This is a genomic window from Leclercia sp. AS011 (genome assembly GCF_037152535.1).
GTDB lineage: Bacteria > Pseudomonadota > Gammaproteobacteria > Enterobacterales > Enterobacteriaceae > Enterobacter.
The window spans coordinates 34,883-58,688 of record NZ_JBBCMA010000005.1; the positions used below are offsets into that span (position 1 = coordinate 34,883).

The window sequence follows — 23,806 nt, forward strand, 5'->3', positions numbered from 1 at the left end:
AGGATATTTTTGACGAAGATGGCGGGGGCGTGAGCTTTCCCGCCAACTTTCGTAAGACGTCTCAAACAGAAGAGTAATTTATGGCTGCAACCAAGCCTGCATTTAACCCGCCGGGTAAAAAAGGTGACATGATTTTCAGCGCGCTGGTAAAACTGGCTGCGCTGATTGTGCTATTGCTGCTGGGCGGCATTATCGTGTCTCTGATTTTCTCCTCCTGGCCGAGCATCCAGAAATTCGGTTTCTCCTTCCTGTGGACCAAAGAGTGGGATGCCCCGAACGATATCTACGGTGCGCTGGTGCCAATCTACGGCACGCTGGTGACCTCGTTTATCGCCCTGCTGATTGCCGTGCCGGTGAGCTTCGGTATCGCCCTGTTCCTGACTGAACTGGCACCGAACTGGCTGAAGCGTCCGCTGGGTATTGCCATCGAACTGCTGGCGGCGATCCCGAGTATCGTTTACGGCATGTGGGGCCTGTTTATCTTTGCGCCGCTGTTCGCGACGTACTTCCAGGAGCCGGTGGGCAACGTTCTCTCCGCCATCCCGTTTGTGGGTGCGCTTTTCTCCGGCCCGGCATTCGGTATCGGTATTCTGGCCGCAGGCGTGATCCTCGCCATCATGATTATTCCTTACATCGCGGCGGTGATGCGCGATGTCTTCGAACAGACCCCGGTGATGATGAAAGAGTCGGCCTACGGCATCGGCTGCACCACCTGGGAAGTTATCTGGCGTATCGTCCTGCCGTTCACCAAAAATGGGGTGATCGGTGGCATCATGCTGGGTCTGGGCCGCGCGCTGGGTGAAACCATGGCCGTGACCTTTATCATCGGTAACACCTACCAGCTCGACAGCGCCTCGCTCTACATGCCGGGCAACAGCATCACCTCGGCGCTGGCTAACGAATTCGCTGAAGCGGAATCGGGCCTGCACGTTGCCGCGCTGATGGAGCTGGGCTTAATTCTGTTTGTTATCACCTTCATCGTGCTGGCGATCTCCAAAGTGATGATCATGCGCCTGGCGAAAAATGAGGGGGCACGCTAATGGCAACGCTCGAAATGCAAAACACCGTGGAGCTGGCAGAATCACGCCGCAAAATGCAGGCGAAGCGCCGCATGAAGAACCGCCTCGCGTTGACGCTGTCGATGGCGACCATGGCCTTTGGCCTGTTCTGGCTGGTCTGGATCCTGTTCTCTACGGTAACGCGCGGTATCGACGGCATGTCGCTGGCGCTGTTCACCGAGATGACCCCTCCGCCGAATACCGCAGGCGGCGGTCTGGCCAACGCCCTGGCGGGCAGCGGCCTGCTGATCCTGTGGGCGACCGTATTTGGTACGCCGCTCGGCATCATGGCGGGGATCTATCTGGCGGAGTACGGCCGTAAATCCTGGATTGCGGAAGTGATCCGCTTCATTAACGACATTCTGCTCTCTGCCCCGTCGATTGTGGTCGGTCTGTTCGTCTACACCATCGTGGTGGCGCAGATGGAACACTTCTCCGGTTGGGCTGGGGTGATTGCGCTGGCGCTGCTGCAGGTGCCTATCGTCATCCGTACCACCGAGAACATGCTGAAACTGGTGCCGGACAGCCTGCGTGAAGCGGCCTACGCGCTGGGTACGCCGAAGTGGAAGATGATCTCTGCCATCACCCTGAAGGCGTCCATCTCCGGGATCCTGACCGGCGTACTGCTGGCCGTGGCCCGTATTGCCGGTGAAACCGCACCGCTGCTCTTTACCGCGCTGTCCAACCAGTTCTGGAGCACGGACATGATGCAGCCGATCGCCAACCTGCCGGTCACCATCTTTAAATTTGCGATGAGCCCGTTTGCCGAATGGCAGTCACTGGCCTGGGCCGGGGTACTGATTATTACCCTGTGCGTACTGTTACTGAACATTCTGGCGCGCGTTATTTTCGCGAAGAAGAAACACGGTTAATTATTGACGGCGTGGCTCACTGCGGCGCCGGATGAGGAAATGAGTCAATGAGTATGGTCGATACTGCCCCGGGTAAACTTGCGGTTCGTGATCTGAACTTCTACTACGGCAAGTTCCATGCCCTGAAAAACATCAACCTGGATATCGCTAAAAACCAGGTCACGGCATTCATCGGTCCGTCTGGCTGCGGGAAATCCACGCTGCTGCGTACCTTTAACAAAATGTATTCGCTCTATCCGGAGCAGCGCGCCGAAGGCGAGATCCTGCTGGACGGCGACAATATTCTGACCAATACCCAGGATATCGCCCTGCTGCGTGCGAAAGTGGGCATGGTGTTCCAGAAACCGACGCCGTTCCCGATGTCCATCTATGACAACATCGCCTTTGGTGTGCGCCTGTTTGAGAAGCTCTCCCGTGCCGATATGGACGAGCGCGTGCAGTGGGCCTTGACCAAGGCCGCATTATGGAACGAAACCAAAGATAAACTTCACCAGAGCGGATACTCTCTCTCTGGTGGTCAGCAGCAGCGTCTGTGCATTGCGCGTGGTATCGCCATTCGCCCGGAAGTGTTATTGCTGGATGAGCCGTGTTCAGCGCTGGATCCGATCTCTACCGGCCGTATCGAAGAGCTGATCACCGAGTTAAAACAGGATTACACCGTGGTGATCGTCACCCACAACATGCAGCAGGCTGCGCGTTGTTCCGATCACACGGCGTTTATGTACCTGGGCGAGTTGATTGAGTTCAGCGATACGGATGCGCTCTTCACCAGGCCCGCGAAGAAACAAACAGAAGACTACATCACCGGACGCTACGGCTGATTCAGGAGTGCGCAATGGATAATCTCAATCTTAACAAACACATTTCCGGCCAGTTTAACGCCGAGCTGGAAAGTATCCGCACCCAGGTGATGACCATGGGCGGAATGGTCGAGCAGCAGCTGTCTGACGCGATCACCGCGATGCACAACCAGGACAGCGAGCTGGCGAAGCGCGTGGTGGAAGGCGACAAACACGTTAACATGATGGAAGTGGCGATCGACGAAGCCTGCGTGCGCATCATCGCCAAGCGTCAGCCGACGGCGAGCGACCTGCGTCTGGTGATGGCGATCATCAAAACCATCGCCGAGCTGGAACGTATCGGCGACGTGGCGGACAAAATCTGCCGCACCGCGCTGGAGAAGTTCTCTCAGCAGCACCAGCCGCTGCTGGTGAGCCTGGAGTCGCTGGGTCGCCACACCGTGCAGATGCTGCACGACGTGCTGGATGCCTTTGCGCGTATGGATCTGGACGAAGCGGTGCGCATCTACCGTGAAGACAAGAAGGTCGACCAGGAGTACGAAGGCATTGTGCGTCAGCTGATGACCTACATGATGGAAGACACGCGCACTATCCCTAGCGTCCTGACCGCCCTGTTCTGCGCCCGCTCTATCGAACGTATCGGTGACCGTTGCCAGAACATTTGCGAATACATCTTCTACTTCGTGAAGGGCCAGGATTTCCGTCACGTCGGCGGGGATGAGCTGGACAAAATGCTCGCCGGAAAAGATCCGAAAGAGTAATGTCTCCCGTAACGCCAGCCAAGCTGGCGTTATATTTAAATATCAAAATATTCTCCCTGCGAATAACTCTTCTCTCCCCCGCGCAATAATATTGCCGTCAGTCACATTTCACCTTTTTTCCGGTTGTTTTCTTTTTTCTTCTCCCCTAAAACATCCCGATATTAACGCGAGCCCCAGAAATACGTTAATGCGTTAATAACGTTATTAAGCAAAACTGGATTGTTACCGCTATTACGCGGGCAAAACCTGAAAGTGATTATCTCCTTACGGAGGTGAGTCGCTTTCAGGTTTTTTTATTTTAAAAGATAAATTAACAGGGACTAATATTATGTTCAGGAGAACCCTTATTACCTCGGCCATTTTAATGATGACTCCCCTCGCTCAGGCCGGGGCGGCATCATTAACCGTGGAGCAGCGCCTTGAATTACTGGAAAAGGCATTAAAAGAGACTCAGGCAGAGCTTCAGCAGTATAAAGATAAGGAGATCGTCAAAACGCAGGCCACCAGCCCGGCGAAAAAGCCCGATGCCGTACTGGTTAAAACGGAGGACACCCATACCGGGGATATTTATTCGTCTGTCACCCTGAAAGACTTCAGTAAATTCGTGAAGGATGAAATTGGCTTCAGCTATAACGGCTATTTCCGCTCCGGCTGGGGCACCGCATCCCATGGTTCGCCAAAATCCTGGGCCATTGGCTCCCTGGGGCGATTCGGCAATGAATATTCTGGCTGGTTCGATTTACAGCTCAAGCAGCGGGTCTATAACGAAGGCAATAAACGCGTTGATGCCATTGTGATGCTGGATGGCAACGTGGGCCAGCAGTACTCCACCGGCTGGTTTGGCGATAACGCGGGCGGGGAAAACTATCTGCAGTTCTCCGATATGTACGTAACCACCCAGGGCTTCCTGCCGTTTGCCCCTGAGGCGGATTTCTGGGTCGGGAAGCACGGTGCGCCGAAAATCGAAATCCAGATGCTGGACTGGAAAACCCAACGAACGGATGCTGCTGCGGGCGTCGGGCTGGAAAACTGGAAAGTCGGCCCTGGCAAGGTGGATATTGCGCTGGTGCGTGAAGACGTGGATGACTATGACCGTCAGCTCAAAAACAAGCAGCAACTGAATACCAACACCATCGACCTGCGTTACAAAGAATTGCCGCTGTGGGACAGAGCCTCGCTGATGGTCAGCGGGCGCTACGTCGCGGCCAATCAAAGCTCCAGCGAGAAGTATAATCAGGACAATAACGGCTATTATCCGTGGAAAGACACCTGGATGGTCGGCACCACCTTAACGCAAAAACTGGCTACCGGCGGTTTCAATGAGTTTTCCGTCCTGCTGGCGAATAACTCCATTGCCAGCAGTTTCTCGCGTTATGCCGGTTCCAGCCCCTATACCACCTTTAACGGCAGATATTATGGCGATCACACCAACGGGACGGCGGTGCGGGTGACCTCGCAGGGGGAAATGTACCTGCGGGATAACGTGATCATGGCCAATGCGCTGGTCTACTCCTTCGGCAATGACGTTTACAGCTATGAAACCGGTGCCCATTCCGATTTTGAGTCCATTCGCGCCGTTGTACGCCCGGCCTATATCTGGGATCAATATAATCAGACCGGCGTTGAGCTGGGTTATTTCAGACAGCAAAATACCGATCTCACCGGCAACAAATATTATGAGTCAGGCTATAAAACCACGCTGTTCCATACCTTCAAAGTTAATACCAGTATGTTGACCTCCCGCCCGGAATTGCGTTTTTATGGAACGTACATTAAAGCGGACGAGACGGAATTAGATAATTTCACCTTTGAAGACCAAAAAAAGGATCAGTTTGCCATTGGCGCGCAGGCTGAAATCTGGTGGTAATCGGATCGCATCAAGGACTCTGTTAATGAAAATAATGAAAACTGCTTTATCCGTTATTACGCTCTGTTTATCTCTCGGGCCATCGGCGTTTGCGGCAGACCTCCCCGCCGCCCCGGATCCCGCTCACCCGCTGAGCCAGTATGTCACCCAGGTGAATGCCGACAATACGGTGACGTATCGCTACTTCGCTCCGGCGGCGAAAAGCGTAGCGGTGGTGGTAGGGAGCCCGACCCCGGAAAACATCCATCCCATGACCAAAGACGCCTCGGGGATCTGGAGCTGGCGAGGGCCAGTGATGCAGCCCAATCTGTATGAATACTTCTTCAACGTCGACGGTGTGCGCAGCATTGATACCGGCACGGCGATGACCAAGCCACAGCGCCAGGTGAACACCAGCATGGTGCTGGTGCCTGGCAGTATTCTGGACGTTAACCCGGTCCCGCATGGCGATCTTATTACCCTGACCTATCATTCGGCGGCGCTGAAATCGGAGCGGCAGCTTTTCGTCTGGACGCCGCCGGGCTACAGCGGACAGGGCAAACCGCTGCCGGTGCTCTACTTCTATCATGGCTTCGGTGATACGGGACGTTCGGCTATCGATCAGGGGCGTATCGCGCAGATCATGGATAACCTGCTGGCAGCCGGAAAGATTACCCTGATGCTGGTGGTAGTGCCGGATACGGAAACCGATGCTGAAGGGATTGTTCCTGAAACCTTCGTACCGAATGAGCGACGCAAAGCCTTCTATCCGCTGAATGCCCAGGCAGCCGATCGGGAGCTGATGAACGACATCATTCCGCTGATAAACCAGCGGTTTAACGTGCGCGACGATGCTGAAGGGCGCGCGCTGGCGGGACTGTCCCAGGGCGGCTATCAGGCGCTGGTCTCGGGGATGAATCATCTTGAACGCTTTGGCTGGCTGGGTACCTTTAGCGGCGTCACCACTACCACGGTGCCGGACGCGGGCGTCAGCGCGCGGCTCAACGATCCGCAGGCCATTAATAAACAGCTACGCAATTTCACCGTCGTGGTGGGCGAGAAAGATGCCGTGACGGGCAAAGATATCGCCGGGTTGAAGCAGGAGCTGGAGAAACGCCAGATCAACTTCGAGTATCACGAGTATCCGGGTCTGAACCATGAGATGGATGTCTGGCGACCGGCCTATGCGGAGTTCGTGCAGAAGCTGTTTAAATAGCAAAAAGCCGTAAAGCGACTCGCTTTACGGCTTATCAGTTTTAGCGGGTAAGCTGCCAGCCGCGGGCCTTCCACAGTTCCGGCAGCTGGGCCAGATCGGTAAAGGTCGTCACCTTCGGATGGTCGAGCGGCGGGTTGTGCGGATCGGCGCAGAAGTAGAACACCTCCATGCCTGCGGCAATCCCTGCCTGGGCGCCTGCGCTGGAGTCATCCACCAGAATGCAGTTCTCTACGTTGACGTTCATCGCTTTCGCCGCGTGGAACATCATCGCCGGATCGGGCTTCCAGCGCTGAATATCGTAGCCGCTAAACAGTTTTTCCGGGAAATGGTGCAGCATCTGCAGCTTGCCAAGGGAGTGCTGCATTTTGCTTACCGGGCCGTTAGAGACCACGCACATCGGCACCGCCATCGAATCCAGCAGGGCGCTGGCCCCCTTGATGGCCTCCAGTTCGGAGTCGAAGAGGCGTGCGACCTCGGCGCGGTAAACAGGCTCCAGATCCGCTTTCGCGAGGCTGACGCCGTGTTCGGCGTTAATGATGTCGATGATTTCGTAGAGCTTCACGCCCTTAAAGCGTTTGAAGGTCTCTTCGAGATCGAGCGTGATACCAAATTCCTGGAACATGGTGACATACGCCCGGGAACAGATGACCTCACTGTCGACCAGCGTACCGTCGCAGTCGAAAAATACTGCATCAATCTGAGACATGCATTTCCCTTTCTTAACAAGTTTAACGTTTACGTACCGCCTAACATTGAGACGCAATCGTTGCCGTATAAGCAAATTCAATGAAAAAAAGTGCCTCTCAACCGCCCCTATTGTCGCATTTTGGTATAGGATAGCGACGAATTTTCCCTCCTTGTTCGGAAATAGATGATGAGTCAACAACACACTACCCAGTCTTCTGGCGCGGGTTTGCTTGAGCGCGTGTTTAAACTGCGCGAACACGGCACGACGGCACGCACCGAAGTGATCGCCGGTTTCACCACCTTCCTGACGATGGTCTATATCGTTTTCGTGAACCCACAAATTCTGGGCGTTGCTGGCATGGATACCAGCGCCGTCTTCGTGACCACCTGTCTGATCGCCGCCTTCGGCAGCATCCTGATGGGGCTGTTTGCTAACCTGCCGGTTGCCCTGGCACCGGCGATGGGCCTCAATGCCTTCTTTGCCTTCGTCGTGGTTCAGGCGATGGGCCTGCCGTGGCAGGTGGGGATGGGCGCGATCTTCTGGGGCGCCGTTGGTCTGCTGATCCTGACCATTTTCCGCGTGCGTTACTGGATGATTGCCAATATCCCGGTCAGCCTGCGCGTGGGCATCACCAGCGGTATCGGTCTGTTCATCGGTATGATGGGGCTGAAAAACGCCGGTGTGATCGTCGCAAACCCGGAAACCCTGGTCAGCATCGGTAAGCTGACCTCCCACAGCGTGCTGCTGGGCGTGCTGGGCTTCTTCATCATCGCGATCCTCGCCTCACGCAACATCCATGCGGCGGTGCTGGTCTCCATTATCGTCACCACCCTGCTGGGCTGGATGCTGGGCGATGTGCACTACAACGGCATCGTCTCCGCGCCGCCAAGCGTGACCACCGTGATTGGCCACGTCGATCTGGCGGGCTCGCTGAACCTGGGCCTGGCCGGGGTGATCTTCTCCTTCATGCTGGTGAACCTGTTTGACTCCTCCGGAACGCTGATTGGCGTGACCGATAAAGCCGGTCTGGCGGATGAGAAGGGCAAATTCCCGCGCATGAAGCAGGCGCTGTTCGTGGACAGTATCTCTTCCGTGACCGGCTCCTTTATCGGGACCTCGTCCGTCACCGCCTACATCGAATCCTCTTCCGGCGTGTCCGTTGGTGGCCGTACCGGTCTGACTGCGGTCGTGGTTGGCCTGCTGTTCCTGCTGGTGATCTTCCTGTCACCGCTGGCGGGCATGGTGCCGCCGTATGCCGCCGCTGGCGCGCTGATCTACGTGGGCGTGCTGATGACCTCCAGCCTGTCGCGCGTGAAGTGGGACGACCTGACCGAAGCGGTTCCGGCGTTTATTACCGCGGTGATGATGCCGTTCAGCTTCTCCATCACCGAAGGGATTGCGCTGGGCTTTATCTCTTACTGCGTGATGAAGGCGGGCACCGGACGCTGGCGTGAAATCAGCCCGTGCGTGATGGTTGTTGCCCTGCTGTTCGTGCTGAAGATTGCGTTTATTGATGCCTGATAAAAGCAAAACGGCAACCCAAGGGTTGCCGTTTTTAATGGTGCTTACGCTTTAACCCGCTGAATATACTTCCCAAAGGCGCTCAGCTGACCGGTCAGATGGTCCAGGGTGCTCTGGTCAATCACTTCACCCGCCTGCGGGTCGACCTTGTTCTGAATCACCCCGCCCATAAACTCCGGCTTGTTCAACACCATCGCATCCAGGAAGACCAGGATCTGGCGCAGATGATACTGGCAGCGCGCGCCGCCAATCGCCCCCATGGAGCTGGTCTGGATCAGCACCGGTTTACCCGCCAGCGGCTGTTCCGGCAGACGGGAGAGCCAGTCAATGGCGTTCTTCAGGCCACCCGGCACGGAGTAGTTATATTCCGGGGTGACAATCACCACGCCGTCCGCTTCGCGGATCTGCGCTGCCAGCGCTTCTACGGTAGCCGGGAACCCCTCTTCCTGCTGCACATCCGCGTCGTACAGCGGAATATCGCCAATCGACGGCAGGGCGGTGATCTCCATACCCTCAGGTGCCAGCTTCGGCAGCGTGCGGGCAACCATCCCGTTGAATGAACCCTTGCGCAGGCTTCCCAGTAACGTAACAACCTTTAACGTATCAGACATCACAACTCCTTCTTGAAAGGTCAGGTGAGAATAATCGCTTTTTCTGCCGGTAAACTGGTCAGGCGCATCAGGCGTGCGTCCGGCTCGTTCGCGCGGGCGGGGACGTCCGGCAGGCTATGCCATCCGAGGCGGCTGTCGAACTCCCAAATTTTTAACCGTTCAATGGCGGGGGTAACGGCGATAGACCAGATCAGGACATCCTCGGCGTCGCTTAACGCTTCTACCTGTGCGGCTCTGGCGGCCCGCAGGCGGCCGGAACTCGGTAACAGCTGCAGCTGGCTGGCACAGTCGCTGGCCTCGCCTGAAAGCTTACGGATGCTCTGACGCAGGGTAATCAGCTGCGCTCTGGCTTCCTGGGGATCGTCCTGGTTACGCACCCATAAGTTCTCGTTGCTGGAGAGCGGGTAGGTATCATGGGCGTGAGTGCCGTCCGGGCTGCGCGGCGCCCGCTGCAGCTCCATATCCAGACCGCAATCGCCTTCAGTGGTCAGCGCCAGGCCCACGATATTGCCGGCGTAGGCAATGGAAAAACGGGGAAGCTGCGGATCGGCAAACGCAGGGCGACCCTCGGATTCGATTATCTCTTCCGGCAGCTCGCTGGTGCCATAAAGCATAAACAAAAGTTCAGCGAGCAGCGCCCGGGAGGCCAAAAACCGTGCGCGGCGATGCTCAGGATGTTTCCATGCTTCGTTATAACAGGATGAAGGGAGTCGGTTTGAAACCAGTCGTCCCTCGGTCAGCGTCCCTCTTGCAAAATGCGTAGCCATTTTTCACTCCATGATAATGGTCAGAAGTCAGGTTAAACGTTTACATGATTATCGCTTAACTCGCTTACTGTTTTAATGGCTAAATGGAAGTAAGGGAAGTTTTGCTGCGGAACTTTACATTTTCTTAGGCGAAAACAGGGCGGCTAGCGCAGCGGCGGGCCGTACAACGCCTTGATGGTTTCCCTCAGCCAGAGGATTTTGGGGTTGTGGCTGTTACGCTTATGCCAGATCAGGGTGAAGGGTACGGTGAGCTTCTGCGCCTGCGCCTCATCAATGGGGATCGGCAGGGCGATCAGCTTCCGCTGGTGGAGCTGATTGTAGTGATGGCAGTAGTGCGGGGCGGTGGCAATGTAGTTATGGCCTGGCTGCGCCGCCATAAACATCGATTGCTCGAACCCGGGCAGGCTCATGGCGATATTGCGGGTACGGCCCATCTCTGTAAGCACTTCATCCAGCGCCCAGGTGTCGCTGCGCTCCCAGAAGATGCTGATATGCGGGTAGCGCAGGAAGGTCTCAAGGTTCCACTCCTCCTGCAGCGCGGGATGGTCTTCCCGCAGATAGACGCACGGGCGGTCGCTGAACAGGATTTCATAATCGATAAACCACGGCATCAGCTTTAACAGCTCCCGGGAGCGGGGATGGGTTTCGCGCCCGGTAAAGCCAAGCTCGATCTCCCCGCGGGTAATGGCGTCCAGCGAATCGTAATCCCAGTGGCGCATCTTCACCGTCGCCTGCGGATAACGCTGGTTCACCTGTTCCAGCAGGGCGTTGAAGTGGATCAGCATCAGCGGCGTTTCTGCCGCCAGCTCAAACGTCAGGCCGCCGGGGGAGTCATGGTGGAATTTATCGAGGATCTGGTTGCCAATCTGCATCCAGTCGGCCAGATCCTGCTCCAGACTCGTCGTCAGCGGTGTCGGCAGCAGCCCCAGCGGCGTCTTCACAAACAGCGGATCGTCAAACCAGTCGCGCAGCTTCGCCAGGGATTTACTCACCGCGGACGGGGTGACGTTCATCCGTTTCGCGGCTTTGGTGACGCTGCGCTCCTGCAGCAAAAGCTGCAGGCACAGCAACAGGTTAAGATCGAGACTGCTGAGGGGCTTCTTCATGATGCGCCGCGGGCCGGATAAGCAAAAGGAGGAGAATGCAGAGCATGCTACAGCCAATCAGCACCCCGATCAGCATATTCAGCGCATTGAGCCCCATGATGGCTGCCAGCCAAATCCACAGGGAAGAGCCGCAGACCTGGGCTATGCCCAGTACCGAGCTGGCTACCCCGGCACGCAGCGCGAACGGGCCCAGGGCCTGGCTCATCGCCACGCCAAAGCCCACCGAGAACCCGGCGCAAATCAACGTAATGCCTGTCAGCATCAGGGCATGGGAACTGGCGGTCGCCAGGATCACGCCTGCCGCCAGAAACAGCGCCTGGGAGGTCAGCATCAGGGTGCGCTGGCGGAAGAGGTTCAGTGCAAAGGGCGTCGAGAACGACACGGCCATGCTGACCAGCGCGGTAGACGCCATCACCATGGAATATTCTCCGCGATCGAAGCCCATGACTTCCATCAGCAATACCGGGGAAACGTTTACATAGGTGAGGATCACCGCCACGCTCAGGGTGGTGACCAGCAGCCGGCTGATGAAGAAGCGGTTGAGCAGCTTCTCGTCCGGTGGGATCGACGCAGCAGAATGCCGGTTTTGCGCCCCGGGATGGGTCTCTTTCAGCACCGCGATCGACAGGATAAAGACCAGCATCCCCATCGCCGCCATCGTCCAGAACAGGCTCTGCCACGGGAACTGCAGCATAATCAGGTAGCCCACTACCGGTGCCAGCACCGGGATAATGCAGGTGATGCCGTTCATCATGGAGAGCACTTTGGCGCGACGCTGGGCGCTTAAGGTATCGCGCAGGATGGCAAAAGCCACCACGTAACAGCCACCAGCGCCGACGCCCTGGATAAAGCGTCCGGTAAGGAACAACGAACTCTCTTGTGCCAGTGAACACAGCACGGAGGCCAGCGCAAAAATCACCGCCCCGGTAATGGCGACCGGCTGCCGTCCGGCTTTGTCAGCAATCTTGCCGGCAAATACCATCGATGACGCCATCCCCGCGAGGTAGGCCGAAAACGCGATATGCAGCTGCGCTTCGCTGGCGCCCAGATCGCGGGCGATGTGCGGCAATCCCACCAGATACATATCAATGCCCGATGGATAAAGCAGCACCAGCGCAAAACTACAAAACAGAAAACGAGCCATAACACCCCCATAAAGTCAGGCAAGAAGCATAGGGGGAGAAAGGGAATGTGGCGAGTTGCCATTTGGACAAAGGTGATTTCCTGTCAGGAAATCACCTTTTGATGAGCGGCTTTAGCCAAAGCGCGGTAAGAGATGGAAGGTATTCCCGAACCAGCAAATGATCACCACAACCCCAAACAGGATCACCAGCGAGGGAACAATCCTGCCGCCCCAGACGGTGAAGCTCTTATTCGGGAATTTCTGTCTCGCTTTCAGCGCGAGGATCGCCGGGACAATTACCGCCCAAATGGTGGCGCACAATCCCGCCCCGCCAATGCCGTAGATAAAGCCGTTCGGGAAGATCAGGTAGAGCAGAGTCGGCGGCAGGAAGGTGAGCATAATGGTTTTCAGGCGACCGGACGGTGAGTTGTCGAGTTTAAAGAGGTCGGCAAGATAGTCGAACAGGCCTAAGGTGACGCCGAAGAACGAGCTGGCCACCGCTAAATTGGAGAAAACCAGTAAGCAAAATTCGATCACCCCATGCTGGCGGGTGCCCAGGAAAGATTTCACCAGCGAATCGACATTGCCCCCGGACGAAATGATTTCACTGAAGCTGTCGCGGGTGATGTTCCCCATCGTGCAGTAGAGCCAGAACAGGTAGATAAACAGGGCCAGCAGCGAGCCATAGACAATGCTTTTGATCAGTTTATCTTTGCGCTTTCCGTAGCAGATGATCAGGCTGGGAATGTTGCCATGGAACCCAAACGACGCCAGACAGACGGGCAGGGCCATAAAGATGTAGGGGAAGTAGGTGGTATTGCTGGCCGATGTAACCTTGAGGTCTCTTAAGATTGAGTAATCGACCTGGAAGAAGAAGGAGCCAAAGACCACGATAAAGGCGATGATCTTGATGCCTAAAAACAGCGAGGTAATGCGGCTGGCCGCCAGCGAGCTAAACCACAATACGGCCGCAACGAAGAGTGCCGTACAGACCCCCACTATCCGGGGATTAACATGCGTCCCCTGATTCATGGCGATGGTTTCACTGATGATGGCGCCGTTTGCGGAGATATAGGCATAGGTCAGAATATAAAGCACAAAGGCAACCGTGAAACCGCTGACGATATTCCACTTACTGCCGATCAGATCTTTGGTAATGGTATTAAAACTTGACCCGACCGGGTAATTTAAATTCGCTTCTAACAATAACAGCCCGGAGTGAAGCATTGAAAACCAGGCGATAATTAAAATAAACGCACCCCAAAAAAACCATGCTCCTGCCAGATCCACGGGTAAAGCAAACATCCCCCCGCCAATAACTGTACCCGCTATAACCATAACACCCCATACCGACGAGTGTTTAGTCTCTAATTCTAATGCGTTATCCATGGTGCCCCCATCAATGTGGCAAGCCTGACGTTGTTGAACTAGTTATTTTGCGGGTGGCTAAAGTTATTTAGCCACCCAGGGACAGAAGGTTAAACTTCTTTCAGTTTGGCGGTGAAGTGACGTAATACTTTAGGTTCGTAGGTGAAGGTTAATCCTTTAATGTTCATCGCATTTTCTTTAACGTGTTTAAAGGCTTCGACGATGAAATCCATATGCGATTGCGTATAGGTGGCGCGCGGAATGGTTAAACGCAGCAGCTCCGCCGGGCAGGGTAACTGCTTACCGGTTTTCGGATCGCGCCCCAGTAAGAACGAACCAATCTCCACTGCCCGAATACCGGCCACTTTATAGAGCTCACAGGCCAGCGCCTGCGCCGGGAACTGTTCGGCAGGAATATGCGGTAAGAGTTTGCCCGCATCCACAAAGGCAGCATGGCCGCCCGCCTGCTGGCAAACCACGCCGATGGCTTCGAGACCGTCCACCAGGTACTGCACCTGATTAATACGGTATGCCAGCCAGTCCTGGCCCATGCCGTCGTGCAGGCCGACAGCCAGACGCTCCATGGCGCCCCCTTCCAGGCCGCCGTAGGTCGGGAAGCCCTCCTGGACGACGCACAAGGTTCTGCACTCGGTATAGACGTCGAAATAGTCGTCATTCTTGATACACAGCAGGCCGCCCATCGGCACCATGGCATCTTTCTTAGCCGACATGGCCAGCATATCCGCGTACTTGTACGTTTCGCGGGTAATTTCCGCGATCGTCCAGTCTTTATATTCCGCTTCACGTTTTTGAATAAAGTACGCATTCTCGGCGAAGCGCGCGGAGTCCATCACCACCGGGATGTCATATTTTCTGGCAATCGCGTACATCGCCTTCAGGTTCGCCAGCGACACCGGCTGCCCACCGGCGGAGTTGCTGGTAATGGTCGCGACGATATAAGGGACGTTTTCCGGACCCACTTCTTCGATACCGTTTTCCAGACCCTGCAGATCAAAGTTGCCTTTAAAATCGTAACGGATGCCGGTATCAAAGGCCTCCTTGATATAGACGTTGCGCACGGTGCAGCCATTTATCTGGCTATGCCCCTGGGTGGTATCAAAAAAGTAGTTAGAGAAGGCGACCATTTTCGAGCGGTCTAAGCCTTTCTCCTGCTCGCGCTTTTTAATGAGCACCGGAATATAGATCTGCTCTGCGCCGCGCCCCTGGTGGGTCGGAATAGTGTACTGGTACCCGAAAATGCTTTTCACGGCGTCGGACAGGGCATAGTAACTGCGGCTTCCGCTATAGGCTTCGTCACCGCGCAGCATGGCGGCCTGCATATTTTGCGTCACCGCGCCGGTGCCGCTGTCGGTCAGTAAATCAATAAATACGTCTTCACTATCCAGCAGGAACGGGTTCATTCCCGATTTAATAATCGCGTTATCGCGATGCTCCCTTGTGGTGCGCTTAACCGGCTCAATAACTCTGATGCGAAATGGCTCTGGTAAATGTTTGAAGTTTTCCATTATATAATTCCTGTTTTTATCCCAGCGGTGCTGGTGGCTATTTTAAATAACCATAAAGTCAGGCGTGCCTGATTGAGCCATACCGCTACGCAACCGGGAGAATATATTCCACCGACAGCGGCGTGCAGAGGCGCAATTGCAGCCTTAAGGGCGCAATGATTTCAGGCATACCGAATAAATAGAGTGTTAATCTATTCTGGTTGCATAGAGAATGAGAGGCAAAGGGAGATTACGGATGGTGATTGACAATTTTATTGTCAATATTGAACCACTTAGAAGTGAGATATGTATTTAAGATAATCATCATTGATTTATCCTCATTAGACACGCTACTACACTATTCGAATGAGAATATTTGTCTATGTGCAGGTATATTAATTGTGATTGTAATCACAGAGAATATAACAAATATATTTGGTATTTATTCAGGCAATATAGAAAAGGAAAAAGCCGCAATAACAAAGGTGTTATGCGGCTTTTTAGCACAGGGCTGAAAGGGGTTTATTTCCCGATGCAGAAGCTGGAGAAGATGCGCCCCAGCAGGTCATCCGAGGTAAACTCGCCGGTGATCTCGCTTAACGCCTGCTGCGCCAGACGCAGCTCCTCCGCCAGCAGCTCTCCGGCCCAGGCACCCAGCAGCTGGGCTTTGCCCTGATCCAGATGCATCGCCGCCTGTTCAAGCGCTTGCAGGTGGCGACGACGGGCAAGGAAACCGCCCTCCATGCTGGTATCAAAGCCCATGCTCTGTTTCAGATGGTTGCGCAGCGCCTCCACGCCCTCGCCGGTACGCGCCGACAGGCGGATCAGTGAGTGACCATTCACATCACTCAGGCCCAGCGTTTCACCGGTGACGTCGGCTTTGTTACGTACCACGGTGATCGGCAGTTTCGCCGGCAGACGGGCGATAAAGTCTGGCCAGATCTCCGCCGGGTCCACTGCCGCGGTGGTGGTGCCGTCCACCATAAACAGCACCCGGTCAGCCTGCTCGATCTCCTGCCAGGCGCGCTCGATACCGATACGCTCCACTTCGTCGCTGGCATCGCGCAGACCGGCGGTGTCGATGATATGCAGCGGCATACCGTCGATATGAATATGTTCGCGCAGCACGTCGCGGGTGGTGCCGGCAATGTCGGTGACAATCGCCGCTTCACGGCCCGCCAGGGCGTTCAGCAGGCTCGATTTCCCGGCGTTCGGACGCCCGGCGATCACCACCTTCATCCCTTCGCGCAGCAGGCTACCCTGACGCGCTTCGGCACGCACGGCATCGAGATCGGCCATCACGTCGTTAAGCTGGGCTTCGATTTTGCCATCGGAGAGGAAGTCGATCTCCTCATCCGGGAAATCAATGGCCGCTTCCACGTAGATCCGCAGGTGAGTGAGTGCTTCCACAAGATGATTTACACGGGCAGAGAAGGCCCCCTGTAACGAGTTCAGGGCCGAGCGGGCGGCCTGTTCGGAGCTGGCGTCGATCAGGTCGGCAATCGCCTCGGCCTGGGCCAGATCCAGCTTATCGTTCAGGAAGGCGCGTTCGGAGAACTCACCCGGCTTCGCAATGCGCAGGCCCGGCAGGGTCAGAATGCGCTTCAGCAGCAGGTCGAGGATCACCGGCCCGCCGTGGCCCTGCAGTTCGAGCACGTCTTCCCCGGTAAAGGAGTTCGGGCCCGGGAACCACAGCGCGATGCCCTGGTCCAGCGCCGTGCCGTCGGTATCTTTAAACGGCAGATAGTCGGCGTAGCGCGGCTTGGGCAGTTTACCCAGCACCGCTTCTGCTACCTCGCGCGCCTTCAGGCCGGAGATACGCAGGATGCCCACACCACCGCGTCCCGGTGGGGTTGCCTGGGCGACGATAGTGTCGTTATGGCTCATGGTTTGTCTCTTCTTAATCCAATAAAAAAGGCGGTCCATAGACCGCCCTTTAATTTATATTCCATTTGCCGGGTGGCGCTTCGCTTACCCGGCCTGTTCAGAATCAGGAATTTTTCTTCTCGCGGCTATGCAGGCCACGTTTTTCCAGACCACGGTAGATCAGCTGCTGCTGAAGGATGGTTACCAGGTTGCTGACGATATAGTACAGCACCAGACCTGACGGGAACCACAGGAAGAACACGGTGAAGATGACCGGCATAAAGGTCATGATCTTCTGCTGCATCGGGTCGGTCACGGTGGTTGGCGACATCTTCTGAATGAAGAACATCGTCACGCCCATCAGGATCGGCAGGATGTAGTACGGGTCCTGTGCGGACAGGTCATGGATCCACAGGGCGAACGGCGCATGGCGCAGCTCTACGGAGCCCATCAGCATGTAGTACAGCGCAAGGAAGATTGGCATCTGGATCAGCAGCGGGAAGCAGCCACCCAGTGGGTTCACTTTCTCGGCTTTATACAGGGCCATCATCTCCTGGCTCTGACGCTGTTTATCATCGCCCAGACGCTCACGCATCGCCGCAATCTTCGGCTGCAGCATACGCATCTTCGCCATGGAGGTGTACTGCGCTTTGGTCAGCGGGTACATGATGCCACGAACGATGAAGGTGATAACGATGATGGAGAAGCCCCAGTTACCCAGGAAGCTGTGGATGAACTTCAGCAGCTTGAACAGCGGCTGAGAGATGAACCACAACCAACCGTAGTCTACGGTCAGATCCAGGTGCGGTGCCACGGCAGCCATTTTGTCCTGGATTTCCGGACCAACCCACAGGGTGCTGCCCAGGGTACCGGTTTGACCCGGCTGAACCAGAACTGGCTCAGACTTATAGCCAATAGCGGCCACGCCGTTCAGGTTTGCCGTGTAGAAGTTGTTGGAACCGGCGTTGTTCGGCACCCAGGCGGTCGCGAAATACTGTTGCAGCATCGCCACCCAACCGCCTTTCGAGCTGACGTTCAGGTTTTCGTTATCGGCAATGGTGTCGAATTTGTATTTCTCGTACTTGGTATCTGGCGTGGAGTACGCTGCGCCACGGAAGGTATGCAACGCGAAGTTGTTGCTTCCGGTGTCACGGTGCGTCGGCAGATTGATGGTTTGCTTCAGCTGACCAAAGGTGGAGATCTCCAGCGGTTTCTCGCTGGTGTTCTGCACGCTATAGCCCACGTTCACCGCAAACTCACCGCGTTTCAGGGTGAAGGTTTTGGTGAAGGTGTTGCCCGCTGCATCGGTGTAAGTCATCGGGATCGCGATTTCGTTCTGGCCATCAGCCAGGACAAACGCATCTTTATCGACGTTATACAGTGGACGTGCGCCATTAGCCGGGTTATCCGGGCCATCACGACCGGTCAGGCCGCTCTGTGCCTGATAGATAAACTGCGGCGTGGTTTCCAGTAACTGGAACGGCTCGTTAGAACCGAGCTCTTTCGGGTAAGTTACCAGCAGCGCTTGCTCAACATCACCACCACGGGTGTTGATAGTCAGCTCAAGCACATCGGTCTTAACCGTAATCAGTTTACCCTGGCCACTGGCCGGTACGCCCTGGTCGGCGGCGCTACCCGCTGCGGTGGTCGTTGTCTGCGTGACCTGCTGCTGAGGTTGAGGATTTTTGTCCTGCTCCCAAGCCTGGAAGATCATGAAAGACACGAACAACAAAGCGATGATAAGAAGATTGCGTTGCGAATCCATCGTTAGTGTTCTCTGGTATCAAAAGGTCCTGGAGGGACGGGATCGTCTCCACCTGGGTGTAAAGGGTGGCATTTTAATACGCGTTTCACCGTCAACCAACTGCCTTTTATCACACCAAACCTGCGCAATGCCTCAATTCCGTAGCTTGAGCATGTCGGTGTGAAACGGCAGTGTGGCCCGAGTAGCGGACTAATCAGGCGTTGATAGACCCGGATAAGGCCGATCAGGACCCGTGAGCCAGGCGACAGTGGCGGCGCCATAATTTTTCCAACGCTTCCGAGAGAGCACGGTTATCGAGGTCGGCAACCCCTTTTTTAGCCACCACCACGAAATCCATTGAAGGCAGTTCATGTTGACGTAAACGGAAGCTTTCACGCGTCAGACGTTTAATCCGGTTACGTTCATGCGCACGCTTAACGTTTTTCTTGGCGACAGTAAGACCGATACGGGGATGCCCCAGCGAATTTTGGCGGCCGAGGATGGTGATTTGCGGCGTGCCAGCCCGTTGTGGCTGCTGGAAGACGAAAGTGAAATGAGTGGGAGTTAACAAACGTAACTCCCTGGGAAATGCTAGCTTAACCACGCAGGGGTTAGCTTTATTACTTGGAAACGGTCAGACGAGCGCGGCCTTTAGCACGACGACGTGCCAGAACCTGACGACCATTTTTAGTAGCCATACGAGCACGGAAGCCGTGAGAACGGTTGCGCTTCAGTACAGACGGTTGAAAAGTGCGTTTCATGGCGATTTCTACCTAAACTTGAATAAATTCAATGACTTTTTATGGAGTCCGAACGAATAACGAACACTGGACGCCGAAGCCATGGGTGATTAAAGAGGCCGGATTGTAATAATTGTACACTCCGGAGTCAATTCTCTTTCCTTATTTCCCGCGTCTTTCCGCACGTTTTTAGGGTGCAAATTGAGCAGCGTCAGACGCAGGTGTTCGAGTCCCACGCGACGGGTGGGGAATTATACGGGCTCCAGGGTAAATCGCAAGGATCGTCCAGGATCTTCGTTAGATCATTTCAGCAAAAAATCGTCTTTACTCATTAATTTTTCCAATATGCGGCCTAAATCGTGGGGGCGCTCCGTCAGGATCGTTTACACTTACCCCGTTTCGATCCTCCTGTGGATAAATCGGGAAGAAACTGTGAGAAACAGAAGATCTCTGGCTCAGTTTAGGCTATGATCCGCGGTCCCGATCGGATCCCAGGATCCTGGTCGGACTAAAACCGCAAAGAGCGGTTCGCACGTCCCCCTTAAACGCCGGGTCTTTTCGACGTGTGTCTACAATCATGACTATTCAATAGCTTTCTTTTTATGTTCGAGTGGAGTCCGCCGTGTCACTTTCGCTTTGGCAGCAGTGTCTTGCCCGATTGCAGGATGAGTTACCAGCCACAGAATTCAGTATGTGGATCCGCCCGTTGCAGGCGGAACTGAGCGATAACACGCTGGCTTTGTATGCGCCAAACCGTTTTGTGCTCGATTGGGTCAGGGACAAATACCTCAATAACATCAATGGACTGCTAAACGAATTTTGCGGTGCCGATGCCCCACAGCTGCGTTTCGAAGTGGGCACTAAACCGGTCACCCAAACCCTCAGAGAGACCGTTAACGTCGCTGCTGCGCCCGCGCAAACCACGCAGGTTCAGATGCCGCGCGTCGCCCCTGCGCCGCGCTCAGGCTGGGATAACGTCCCGGCTCCGGCAGAGCCGACATACCGCTCTAACGTTAACGTCAAACACACCTTTGATAACTTCGTTGAAGGTAAATCGAACCAGCTGGCGCGCGCGGCGGCCCGCCAGGTCGCGGATAACCCGGGCGGTGCCTATAACCCGCTGTTCCTTTATGGCGGCACCGGTCTGGGTAAAACGCACCTGCTGCATGCGGTCGGCAATGGCATCATGGCGCGCAAGCCAAATGCCAAAGTGGTGTATATGCACTCCGAGCGCTTCGTTCAGGATATGGTTAAAGCCCTGCAAAACAACGCGATCGAAGAGTTTAAACGCTACTACCGCTCCGTTGATGCGCTGCTGATCGATGACATTCAATTCTTTGCCAATAAAGAACGATCCCAGGAAGAGTTTTTCCACACCTTTAATGCCCTGCTGGAAGGCAATCAGCAGATCATCTTGACCTCGGATCGCTATCCGAAAGAGATCAACGGGGTTGAGGATCGTTTGAAATCCCGCTTCGGCTGGGGCCTGACCGTGGCGATCGAACCGCCAGAGCTGGAAACCCGCGTGGCGATCCTGATGAAAAAGGCCGACGAGAACGACATTCGTCTGCCGGGCGAGGTGGCGTTCTTTATTGCCAAGCGCCTGCGTTCCAACGTTCGTGAGCTGGAAGGGGCACTGAACCGCGTCATCGCTAACGCCAACTTTACCGGACGGGCGATCACCATCGATTTCGTGCGTGAAGCGCTGCGCGATTTGCTGGCATTGCAGGAAAAACTGGTCACCATCGACAATATTCAGAAGACGGTGGCGGAGTACTACAAAATTAAAGTGGCGGACTTGCTGTCTAAACGCCGTTCCCGCTCGGTAGCGAGACCGCGCCAGATGGCGATGGCGCTGGCAAAGGAACTGACCAACCACAGCCTGCCGGAAATCGGCGATGCGTTTGGTGGCCGTGACCATACTACCGTGCTGCACGCCTGTCGTAAGATCGAGCAGCTGCGTGAAGAAAGCCACGACATAAAAGAAGACTTCTCCAATTTAATCAGAACATTATCTTCGTGACGCTATGAAATTTACCGTTGAACGTGAACACTTATTAAAACCGCTGCAACAGGTGAGTGGCCCCTTAGGCGGCCGCCCGACGCTGCCTATTCTCGGTAACCTGCTGCTGCAGGTCGCGGACGGCACCCTGTCTTTGACCGGCACCGATCTCGAGATGGAAATGGTCGCACGCGTGACGCTTTCTCAGCCTCACGAAGCGGGCGCAACCACCGTTCCGGCGCGTAAGTTCTTTGATATCTGCCGTGGCCTGCCTGAAGGGGCAGAGATCGCCGTGCAGCTGGAGGGCGACCGTATGCTGGTGCGCTCTGGCCGCAGCCGCTTCTCGCTCTCCACGCTCCCGGCTATCGACTTCCCGAACCTCGATGACTGGCAGAGCGAAGTTGAATTCACCCTGCCGCAGGCGACCATGAAGCGCCTGATTGAAGCCACCCAGTTCTCGATGGCGCATCAGGACGTTCGTTACTACCTGAACGGCATGCTGTTCGAAACCGAAGGGGAAGAGCTGCGTACCGTGGCCACCGACGGCCACCGCCTGGCGGTCTGCTCCATGCCGATTGGCGTGAGCCTGCCGAACCATTCGGTGATCGTCCCGCGTAAAGGCGTGATTGAGCTGATGCGTATGCTCGACGGCGGCGAAACCCCGCTGCGCGTGCAGATCGGCAGCAACAATATCCGTGCCCACGTCGGTGATTTCATCTTTACCTCCAAACTGGTGGATGGTCGTTTCCCGGACTATCGTCGCGTCTTGCCGAAGAACCCGGACAAAACGCTGGAAGCGGGCTGCGATATCCTGAAGCAGGCCTTTGCCCGTGCGGCGATCCTCTCTAACGAGAAGTTCCGCGGCGTGCGCCTGTATGTCAGCGAAAATCAGCTGAAGATCACGGCGAACAACCCGGAGCAGGAAGAGGCCGAAGAGATCCTCGATGTCACCTATGCAGCGGGCACCGAAATGGAAATCGGCTTTAACGTCAGTTACGTGCTGGATGTGCTGAACGCGCTGAAGTGCGAGAACGTGCGCATTCTGCTGACGGACTCCGTGTCGAGCGTACAGATTGAAGATGCCGCATCACAGTCGGCAGCCTACGTTGTCATGCCAATGAGACTGTAATGTCGCTCACCCGCCTGTTGATCCGCGACTTTCGCAATATCGAAAGCGCGGATCTCGCTTTATCCCCCGGCTTTAATTTCCTGGTTGGCGCCAACGGCAGTGGCAAAACCAGCGTGCTGGAAGCCATCTATACGCTCGGCCATGGCCGGGCGTTTCGCAGTTTGCAGATTGGCCGCGTTATTCGCCACGAGCAGGAGGCGTTTATCCTGCATGGCCGTTTGCAGGGCGAGGATCATGAAACGGCCATCGGCCTGACCAAAGACAAGCAGGGCGACAGCAAGGTGCGCATCGACGGTACCGACGGACACAAAGTCGCCGAGCTGGCACTGCTAATGCCGATGCAGCTGATCACCCCCGAGGGGTTTACTTTACTCAACGGCGGCCCCAAATACAGAAGAGCCTTCCTCGACTGGGGATGCTTCCATAACGAAGCGGGCTTCTTCACTGCCTGGAGCAACCTGAAACGGCTGCTCAAGCAGCGTAATGCCGCGCTGCGCCAGGTGACCCGCTACGCCCAACTGCGGGCGTGGGACAAAGAGTTGATCCCGCTGGCGGAGCAGATCAGCCGCTGGCGCGCCGAATACAGCGCCGGGATCGCGCAGGACATGGCGGATACCTGCCAACAGTTTTTACCCGAGTTCTCTCTGAGCTTCTCCTTCCAGCGCGGCTGGGAGAAAGAGACCGACTATGCCGAGGTGCTGGAGCGAAGCTTCGAGCGCGATCGCATGTTGACCTACACCGCGCACGGCCCGCACAAGGCGGATTTCCGCATTCGTGCCGACGGTGCGCCGGTGGAAGATACTTTGTCACGTGGGCAGCTCAAACTCCTGATGTGTGCCCTGCGCCTGGCGCAGGGTGAGTTCTTAACCCGCGAAAGCGGGCGACGCTGCCTGTACCTGATTGATGATTTTGCCTCGGAACTCGACGACGCGCGGCGCGGGCTGCTTGCCAGCCGCTTAAAAGCCACGCAGTCGCAGGTTTTCGTCAGCGCCATCAGCGCTGAACACGTAATGGACATGTCGGACAAAAATTCGAAGATGTTCACCGTGGAAAAGGGTAAAATAACGGATTAACCCAAGAATA

General features: G+C 55.7%; 23 protein-coding genes and 1 pseudogene. 10 read left to right on the top strand and 14 right to left on the bottom strand.

All coding sequences use genetic code 11. The annotated features are described in order from the left end of the window. Positions 1–80 precede the first annotated feature (80 nt). The 6 genes from pstC (at position 81) to WFO70_RS17685 (ending at position 6,553) form a co-directional block, all read left to right on the top strand. The gene (gene pstC, locus WFO70_RS17660) at positions 81–1,040 is read left to right on the top strand and encodes a phosphate ABC transporter permease PstC (RefSeq protein WP_032615515.1); all 960 of its coding nucleotides are present in this window, start codon (positions 81–83) and stop codon (positions 1,038–1,040) included. Further along, a complete protein-coding gene (pstA, locus tag WFO70_RS17665) occupies positions 1,040–1,930 on the top strand; it encodes a phosphate ABC transporter permease PstA (RefSeq protein WP_142487648.1) in 891 nt (296 codons plus the stop codon). Before pstC ends, pstA begins: the two co-directional genes overlap by 1 nt. A 47-nt stretch (positions 1,931–1,977) precedes the next feature. Then, the gene (gene pstB, locus WFO70_RS17670) at positions 1,978–2,751 is read left to right on the top strand and encodes a phosphate ABC transporter ATP-binding protein PstB (protein WP_337017960.1); all 774 of its coding nucleotides are present in this window, start codon (positions 1,978–1,980) and stop codon (positions 2,749–2,751) included. 14 nt (positions 2,752–2,765) lie between these two features. After that, a complete protein-coding gene (phoU, locus tag WFO70_RS17675; RefSeq protein WP_103177617.1) occupies positions 2,766–3,491 on the top strand; it encodes a phosphate signaling complex protein PhoU in 726 nt (241 codons plus the stop codon). Between the two features lie 328 nt (positions 3,492–3,819). After that, positions 3,820–5,358: a carbohydrate porin gene (locus tag WFO70_RS17680; RefSeq protein WP_337017962.1), complete on the top strand. Its 1,539-nt coding sequence runs from the start codon at positions 3,820–3,822 to the stop codon at positions 5,356–5,358. A 25-nt stretch (positions 5,359–5,383) separates the two neighbouring features. Then, complete coding sequence (locus WFO70_RS17685; protein WP_442913399.1) at positions 5,384–6,553, top strand: alpha/beta hydrolase-fold protein; 1,170 nt, start codon at positions 5,384–5,386, stop codon at positions 6,551–6,553. 40 nt (positions 6,554–6,593) lie between these two features. Here the strand turns inward: WFO70_RS17685 and yieH are convergent, their stop codons facing one another. Next, entirely contained in the window at positions 6,594–7,259 is a 666-nt protein-coding gene (gene yieH, locus WFO70_RS17690) for a 6-phosphogluconate phosphatase (protein ID WP_337017964.1), read from the bottom strand. Positions 7,260–7,427: 168 nt separating this feature from the next. Between yieH and WFO70_RS17695 the strand changes: the two genes are divergently transcribed. After that, positions 7,428–8,762, top strand: coding sequence for an NCS2 family permease (locus tag WFO70_RS17695; RefSeq protein ID WP_141242333.1), 1,335 nt, complete (start codon positions 7,428–7,430; stop codon positions 8,760–8,762). Between the two features lie 44 nt (positions 8,763–8,806). Here WFO70_RS17695 and WFO70_RS17700 read toward each other — a convergent pair whose 3' ends face one another. The 13 genes and pseudogenes from WFO70_RS17700 to WFO70_RS22550 all read right to left on the bottom strand — a co-directional run. Beyond that, positions 8,807–9,373: an NADPH-dependent FMN reductase gene (locus WFO70_RS17700; RefSeq protein WP_333852478.1), complete on the bottom strand. Its 567-nt coding sequence runs from the start codon at positions 9,371–9,373 to the stop codon at positions 8,807–8,809. Positions 9,374–9,393: 20 nt separating this feature from the next. Beyond that, positions 9,394–10,140: a 4'-phosphopantetheinyl transferase family protein gene (locus WFO70_RS17705; RefSeq protein ID WP_337017967.1), complete on the bottom strand. Its 747-nt coding sequence runs from the start codon at positions 10,138–10,140 to the stop codon at positions 9,394–9,396. Positions 10,141–10,283: 143 nt separating this feature from the next. After that, on the bottom strand, positions 10,284–11,246 hold the full coding sequence (yidZ, locus tag WFO70_RS17710; protein WP_337017969.1) for an HTH-type transcriptional regulator YidZ: 963 nt from the start codon (positions 11,244–11,246) through the stop codon (positions 10,284–10,286). Beyond that, positions 11,215–12,390, bottom strand: coding sequence for an MFS transporter (locus WFO70_RS17715; protein WP_337017971.1), 1,176 nt, complete (start codon positions 12,388–12,390; stop codon positions 11,215–11,217). The genes yidZ and WFO70_RS17715 overlap by 32 nt, the downstream gene beginning before the upstream one ends. Before the next feature lie 111 nt (positions 12,391–12,501). Then, positions 12,502–13,758 carry a low affinity tryptophan permease TnaB gene (gene tnaB, locus WFO70_RS17720; protein ID WP_337017973.1) on the bottom strand — a complete coding sequence of 419 codons (1,257 nt, stop codon included), beginning with the start codon at positions 13,756–13,758 and terminating at the stop codon, positions 12,502–12,504. Positions 13,759–13,847: 89 nt separating this feature from the next. Continuing rightward, a complete protein-coding gene (gene tnaA, locus WFO70_RS17725; protein ID WP_337017975.1) occupies positions 13,848–15,263 on the bottom strand; it encodes a tryptophanase in 1,416 nt (471 codons plus the stop codon). A gap of 229 nt (positions 15,264–15,492) precedes the next feature. Next, positions 15,493–15,570 carry a tryptophanase leader peptide gene (tnaC, locus tag WFO70_RS22545; RefSeq protein ID WP_442913401.1) on the bottom strand — a complete coding sequence of 26 codons (78 nt, stop codon included), beginning with the start codon at positions 15,568–15,570 and terminating at the stop codon, positions 15,493–15,495. Between the two features lie 194 nt (positions 15,571–15,764). Beyond that, the gene (gene mnmE / locus WFO70_RS17730; RefSeq protein ID WP_337017977.1) at positions 15,765–17,129 is read right to left on the bottom strand and encodes a tRNA uridine-5-carboxymethylaminomethyl(34) synthesis GTPase MnmE; all 1,365 of its coding nucleotides are present in this window, start codon (positions 17,127–17,129) and stop codon (positions 15,765–15,767) included. A gap of 103 nt (positions 17,130–17,232) precedes the next feature. Then, positions 17,233–18,873, bottom strand: coding sequence for a membrane protein insertase YidC (gene yidC, locus WFO70_RS17735; protein ID WP_337017979.1), 1,641 nt, complete (start codon positions 18,871–18,873; stop codon positions 17,233–17,235). A gap of 2 nt (positions 18,874–18,875) precedes the next feature. Beyond that, positions 18,876–19,133, bottom strand: coding sequence for a membrane protein insertion efficiency factor YidD (gene yidD / locus WFO70_RS17740; RefSeq protein WP_015585463.1), 258 nt, complete (start codon positions 19,131–19,133; stop codon positions 18,876–18,878). Next, complete coding sequence (rnpA, locus tag WFO70_RS17745) at positions 19,097–19,456, bottom strand: ribonuclease P protein component (protein WP_014072458.1); 360 nt, start codon at positions 19,454–19,456, stop codon at positions 19,097–19,099. The genes yidD and rnpA overlap by 37 nt, the downstream gene beginning before the upstream one ends. Positions 19,457–19,472: 16 nt before the next feature. After that, complete coding sequence (gene rpmH, locus WFO70_RS17750; RefSeq protein ID WP_000831330.1) at positions 19,473–19,613, bottom strand: 50S ribosomal protein L34; 141 nt, start codon at positions 19,611–19,613, stop codon at positions 19,473–19,475. Between the two features lie 230 nt (positions 19,614–19,843). Continuing rightward, positions 19,844–19,894 (bottom strand): annotated as a pseudogene (locus WFO70_RS22550) (hypothetical protein); the annotation flags it as partial. 320 nt (positions 19,895–20,214) lie between these two features. On the opposite strand from WFO70_RS22550, the gene dnaA reads away from it, so the two are divergent. Genes dnaA through recF form a run of 3 tightly spaced genes read left to right on the top strand, consistent with a single transcriptional unit; the run spans position 20,215 to position 23,796 of the window. Next, entirely contained in the window at positions 20,215–21,615 is a 1,401-nt protein-coding gene (gene dnaA, locus WFO70_RS17755) for a chromosomal replication initiator protein DnaA (RefSeq protein WP_337017981.1), read from the top strand. A gap of 4 nt (positions 21,616–21,619) precedes the next feature. Continuing rightward, the gene (gene dnaN / locus WFO70_RS17760) at positions 21,620–22,723 is read left to right on the top strand and encodes a DNA polymerase III subunit beta (protein WP_032615539.1); all 1,104 of its coding nucleotides are present in this window, start codon (positions 21,620–21,622) and stop codon (positions 22,721–22,723) included. Further along, positions 22,723–23,796: a DNA replication/repair protein RecF gene (gene recF / locus WFO70_RS17765; protein ID WP_337017983.1), complete on the top strand. Its 1,074-nt coding sequence runs from the start codon at positions 22,723–22,725 to the stop codon at positions 23,794–23,796. Before dnaN ends, recF begins: the two co-directional genes overlap by 1 nt. The last annotated feature ends 10 nt before the right edge of the window (positions 23,797–23,806 follow it).

Coding starts and splice junctions, on each gene's coding strand:
- pstC (WP_032615515.1), top strand. CDS start 81: ATGGCTGCAACCAAGCCTGCATTTAACCCGCCGGGTAAAAAAGGTGAC.
- pstA (WP_142487648.1), top strand. CDS start 1,040: ATGGCAACGCTCGAAATGCAAAACACCGTGGAGCTGGCAGAATCACGC.
- pstB (WP_337017960.1), top strand. CDS start 1,978: ATGAGTATGGTCGATACTGCCCCGGGTAAACTTGCGGTTCGTGATCTG.
- phoU (WP_103177617.1), top strand. CDS start 2,766: ATGGATAATCTCAATCTTAACAAACACATTTCCGGCCAGTTTAACGCC.
- WFO70_RS17680 (WP_337017962.1), top strand. CDS start 3,820: ATGTTCAGGAGAACCCTTATTACCTCGGCCATTTTAATGATGACTCCC.
- WFO70_RS17685 (WP_442913399.1), top strand. CDS start 5,384: ATGAAAATAATGAAAACTGCTTTATCCGTTATTACGCTCTGTTTATCT.
- yieH (WP_337017964.1), bottom strand. CDS start 7,259: ATGTCTCAGATTGATGCAGTATTTTTCGACTGCGACGGTACGCTGGTC.
- WFO70_RS17695 (WP_141242333.1), top strand. CDS start 7,428: ATGAGTCAACAACACACTACCCAGTCTTCTGGCGCGGGTTTGCTTGAG.
- WFO70_RS17700 (WP_333852478.1), bottom strand. CDS start 9,373: ATGTCTGATACGTTAAAGGTTGTTACGTTACTGGGAAGCCTGCGCAAG.
- WFO70_RS17705 (WP_337017967.1), bottom strand. CDS start 10,140: ATGGCTACGCATTTTGCAAGAGGGACGCTGACCGAGGGACGACTGGTT.
- yidZ (WP_337017969.1), bottom strand. CDS start 11,246: ATGAAGAAGCCCCTCAGCAGTCTCGATCTTAACCTGTTGCTGTGCCTG.
- WFO70_RS17715 (WP_337017971.1), bottom strand. CDS start 12,390: ATGGCTCGTTTTCTGTTTTGTAGTTTTGCGCTGGTGCTGCTTTATCCA.
- tnaB (WP_337017973.1), bottom strand. CDS start 13,758: ATGGATAACGCATTAGAATTAGAGACTAAACACTCGTCGGTATGGGGT.
- tnaA (WP_337017975.1), bottom strand. CDS start 15,263: ATGGAAAACTTCAAACATTTACCAGAGCCATTTCGCATCAGAGTTATT.
- tnaC (WP_442913401.1), bottom strand. CDS start 15,570: ATGATGATTATCTTAAATACATATCTCACTTCTAAGTGGTTCAATATT.
- mnmE (WP_337017977.1), bottom strand. CDS start 17,129: ATGAGCCATAACGACACTATCGTCGCCCAGGCAACCCCACCGGGACGC.
- yidC (WP_337017979.1), bottom strand. CDS start 18,873: ATGGATTCGCAACGCAATCTTCTTATCATCGCTTTGTTGTTCGTGTCT.
- yidD (WP_015585463.1), bottom strand. CDS start 19,133: ATGGCGCCGCCACTGTCGCCTGGCTCACGGGTCCTGATCGGCCTTATC.
- rpmH (WP_000831330.1), bottom strand. CDS start 19,613: ATGAAACGCACTTTTCAACCGTCTGTACTGAAGCGCAACCGTTCTCAC.
- dnaN (WP_032615539.1), top strand. CDS start 21,620: ATGAAATTTACCGTTGAACGTGAACACTTATTAAAACCGCTGCAACAG.
- recF (WP_337017983.1), top strand. CDS start 22,723: ATGTCGCTCACCCGCCTGTTGATCCGCGACTTTCGCAATATCGAAAGC.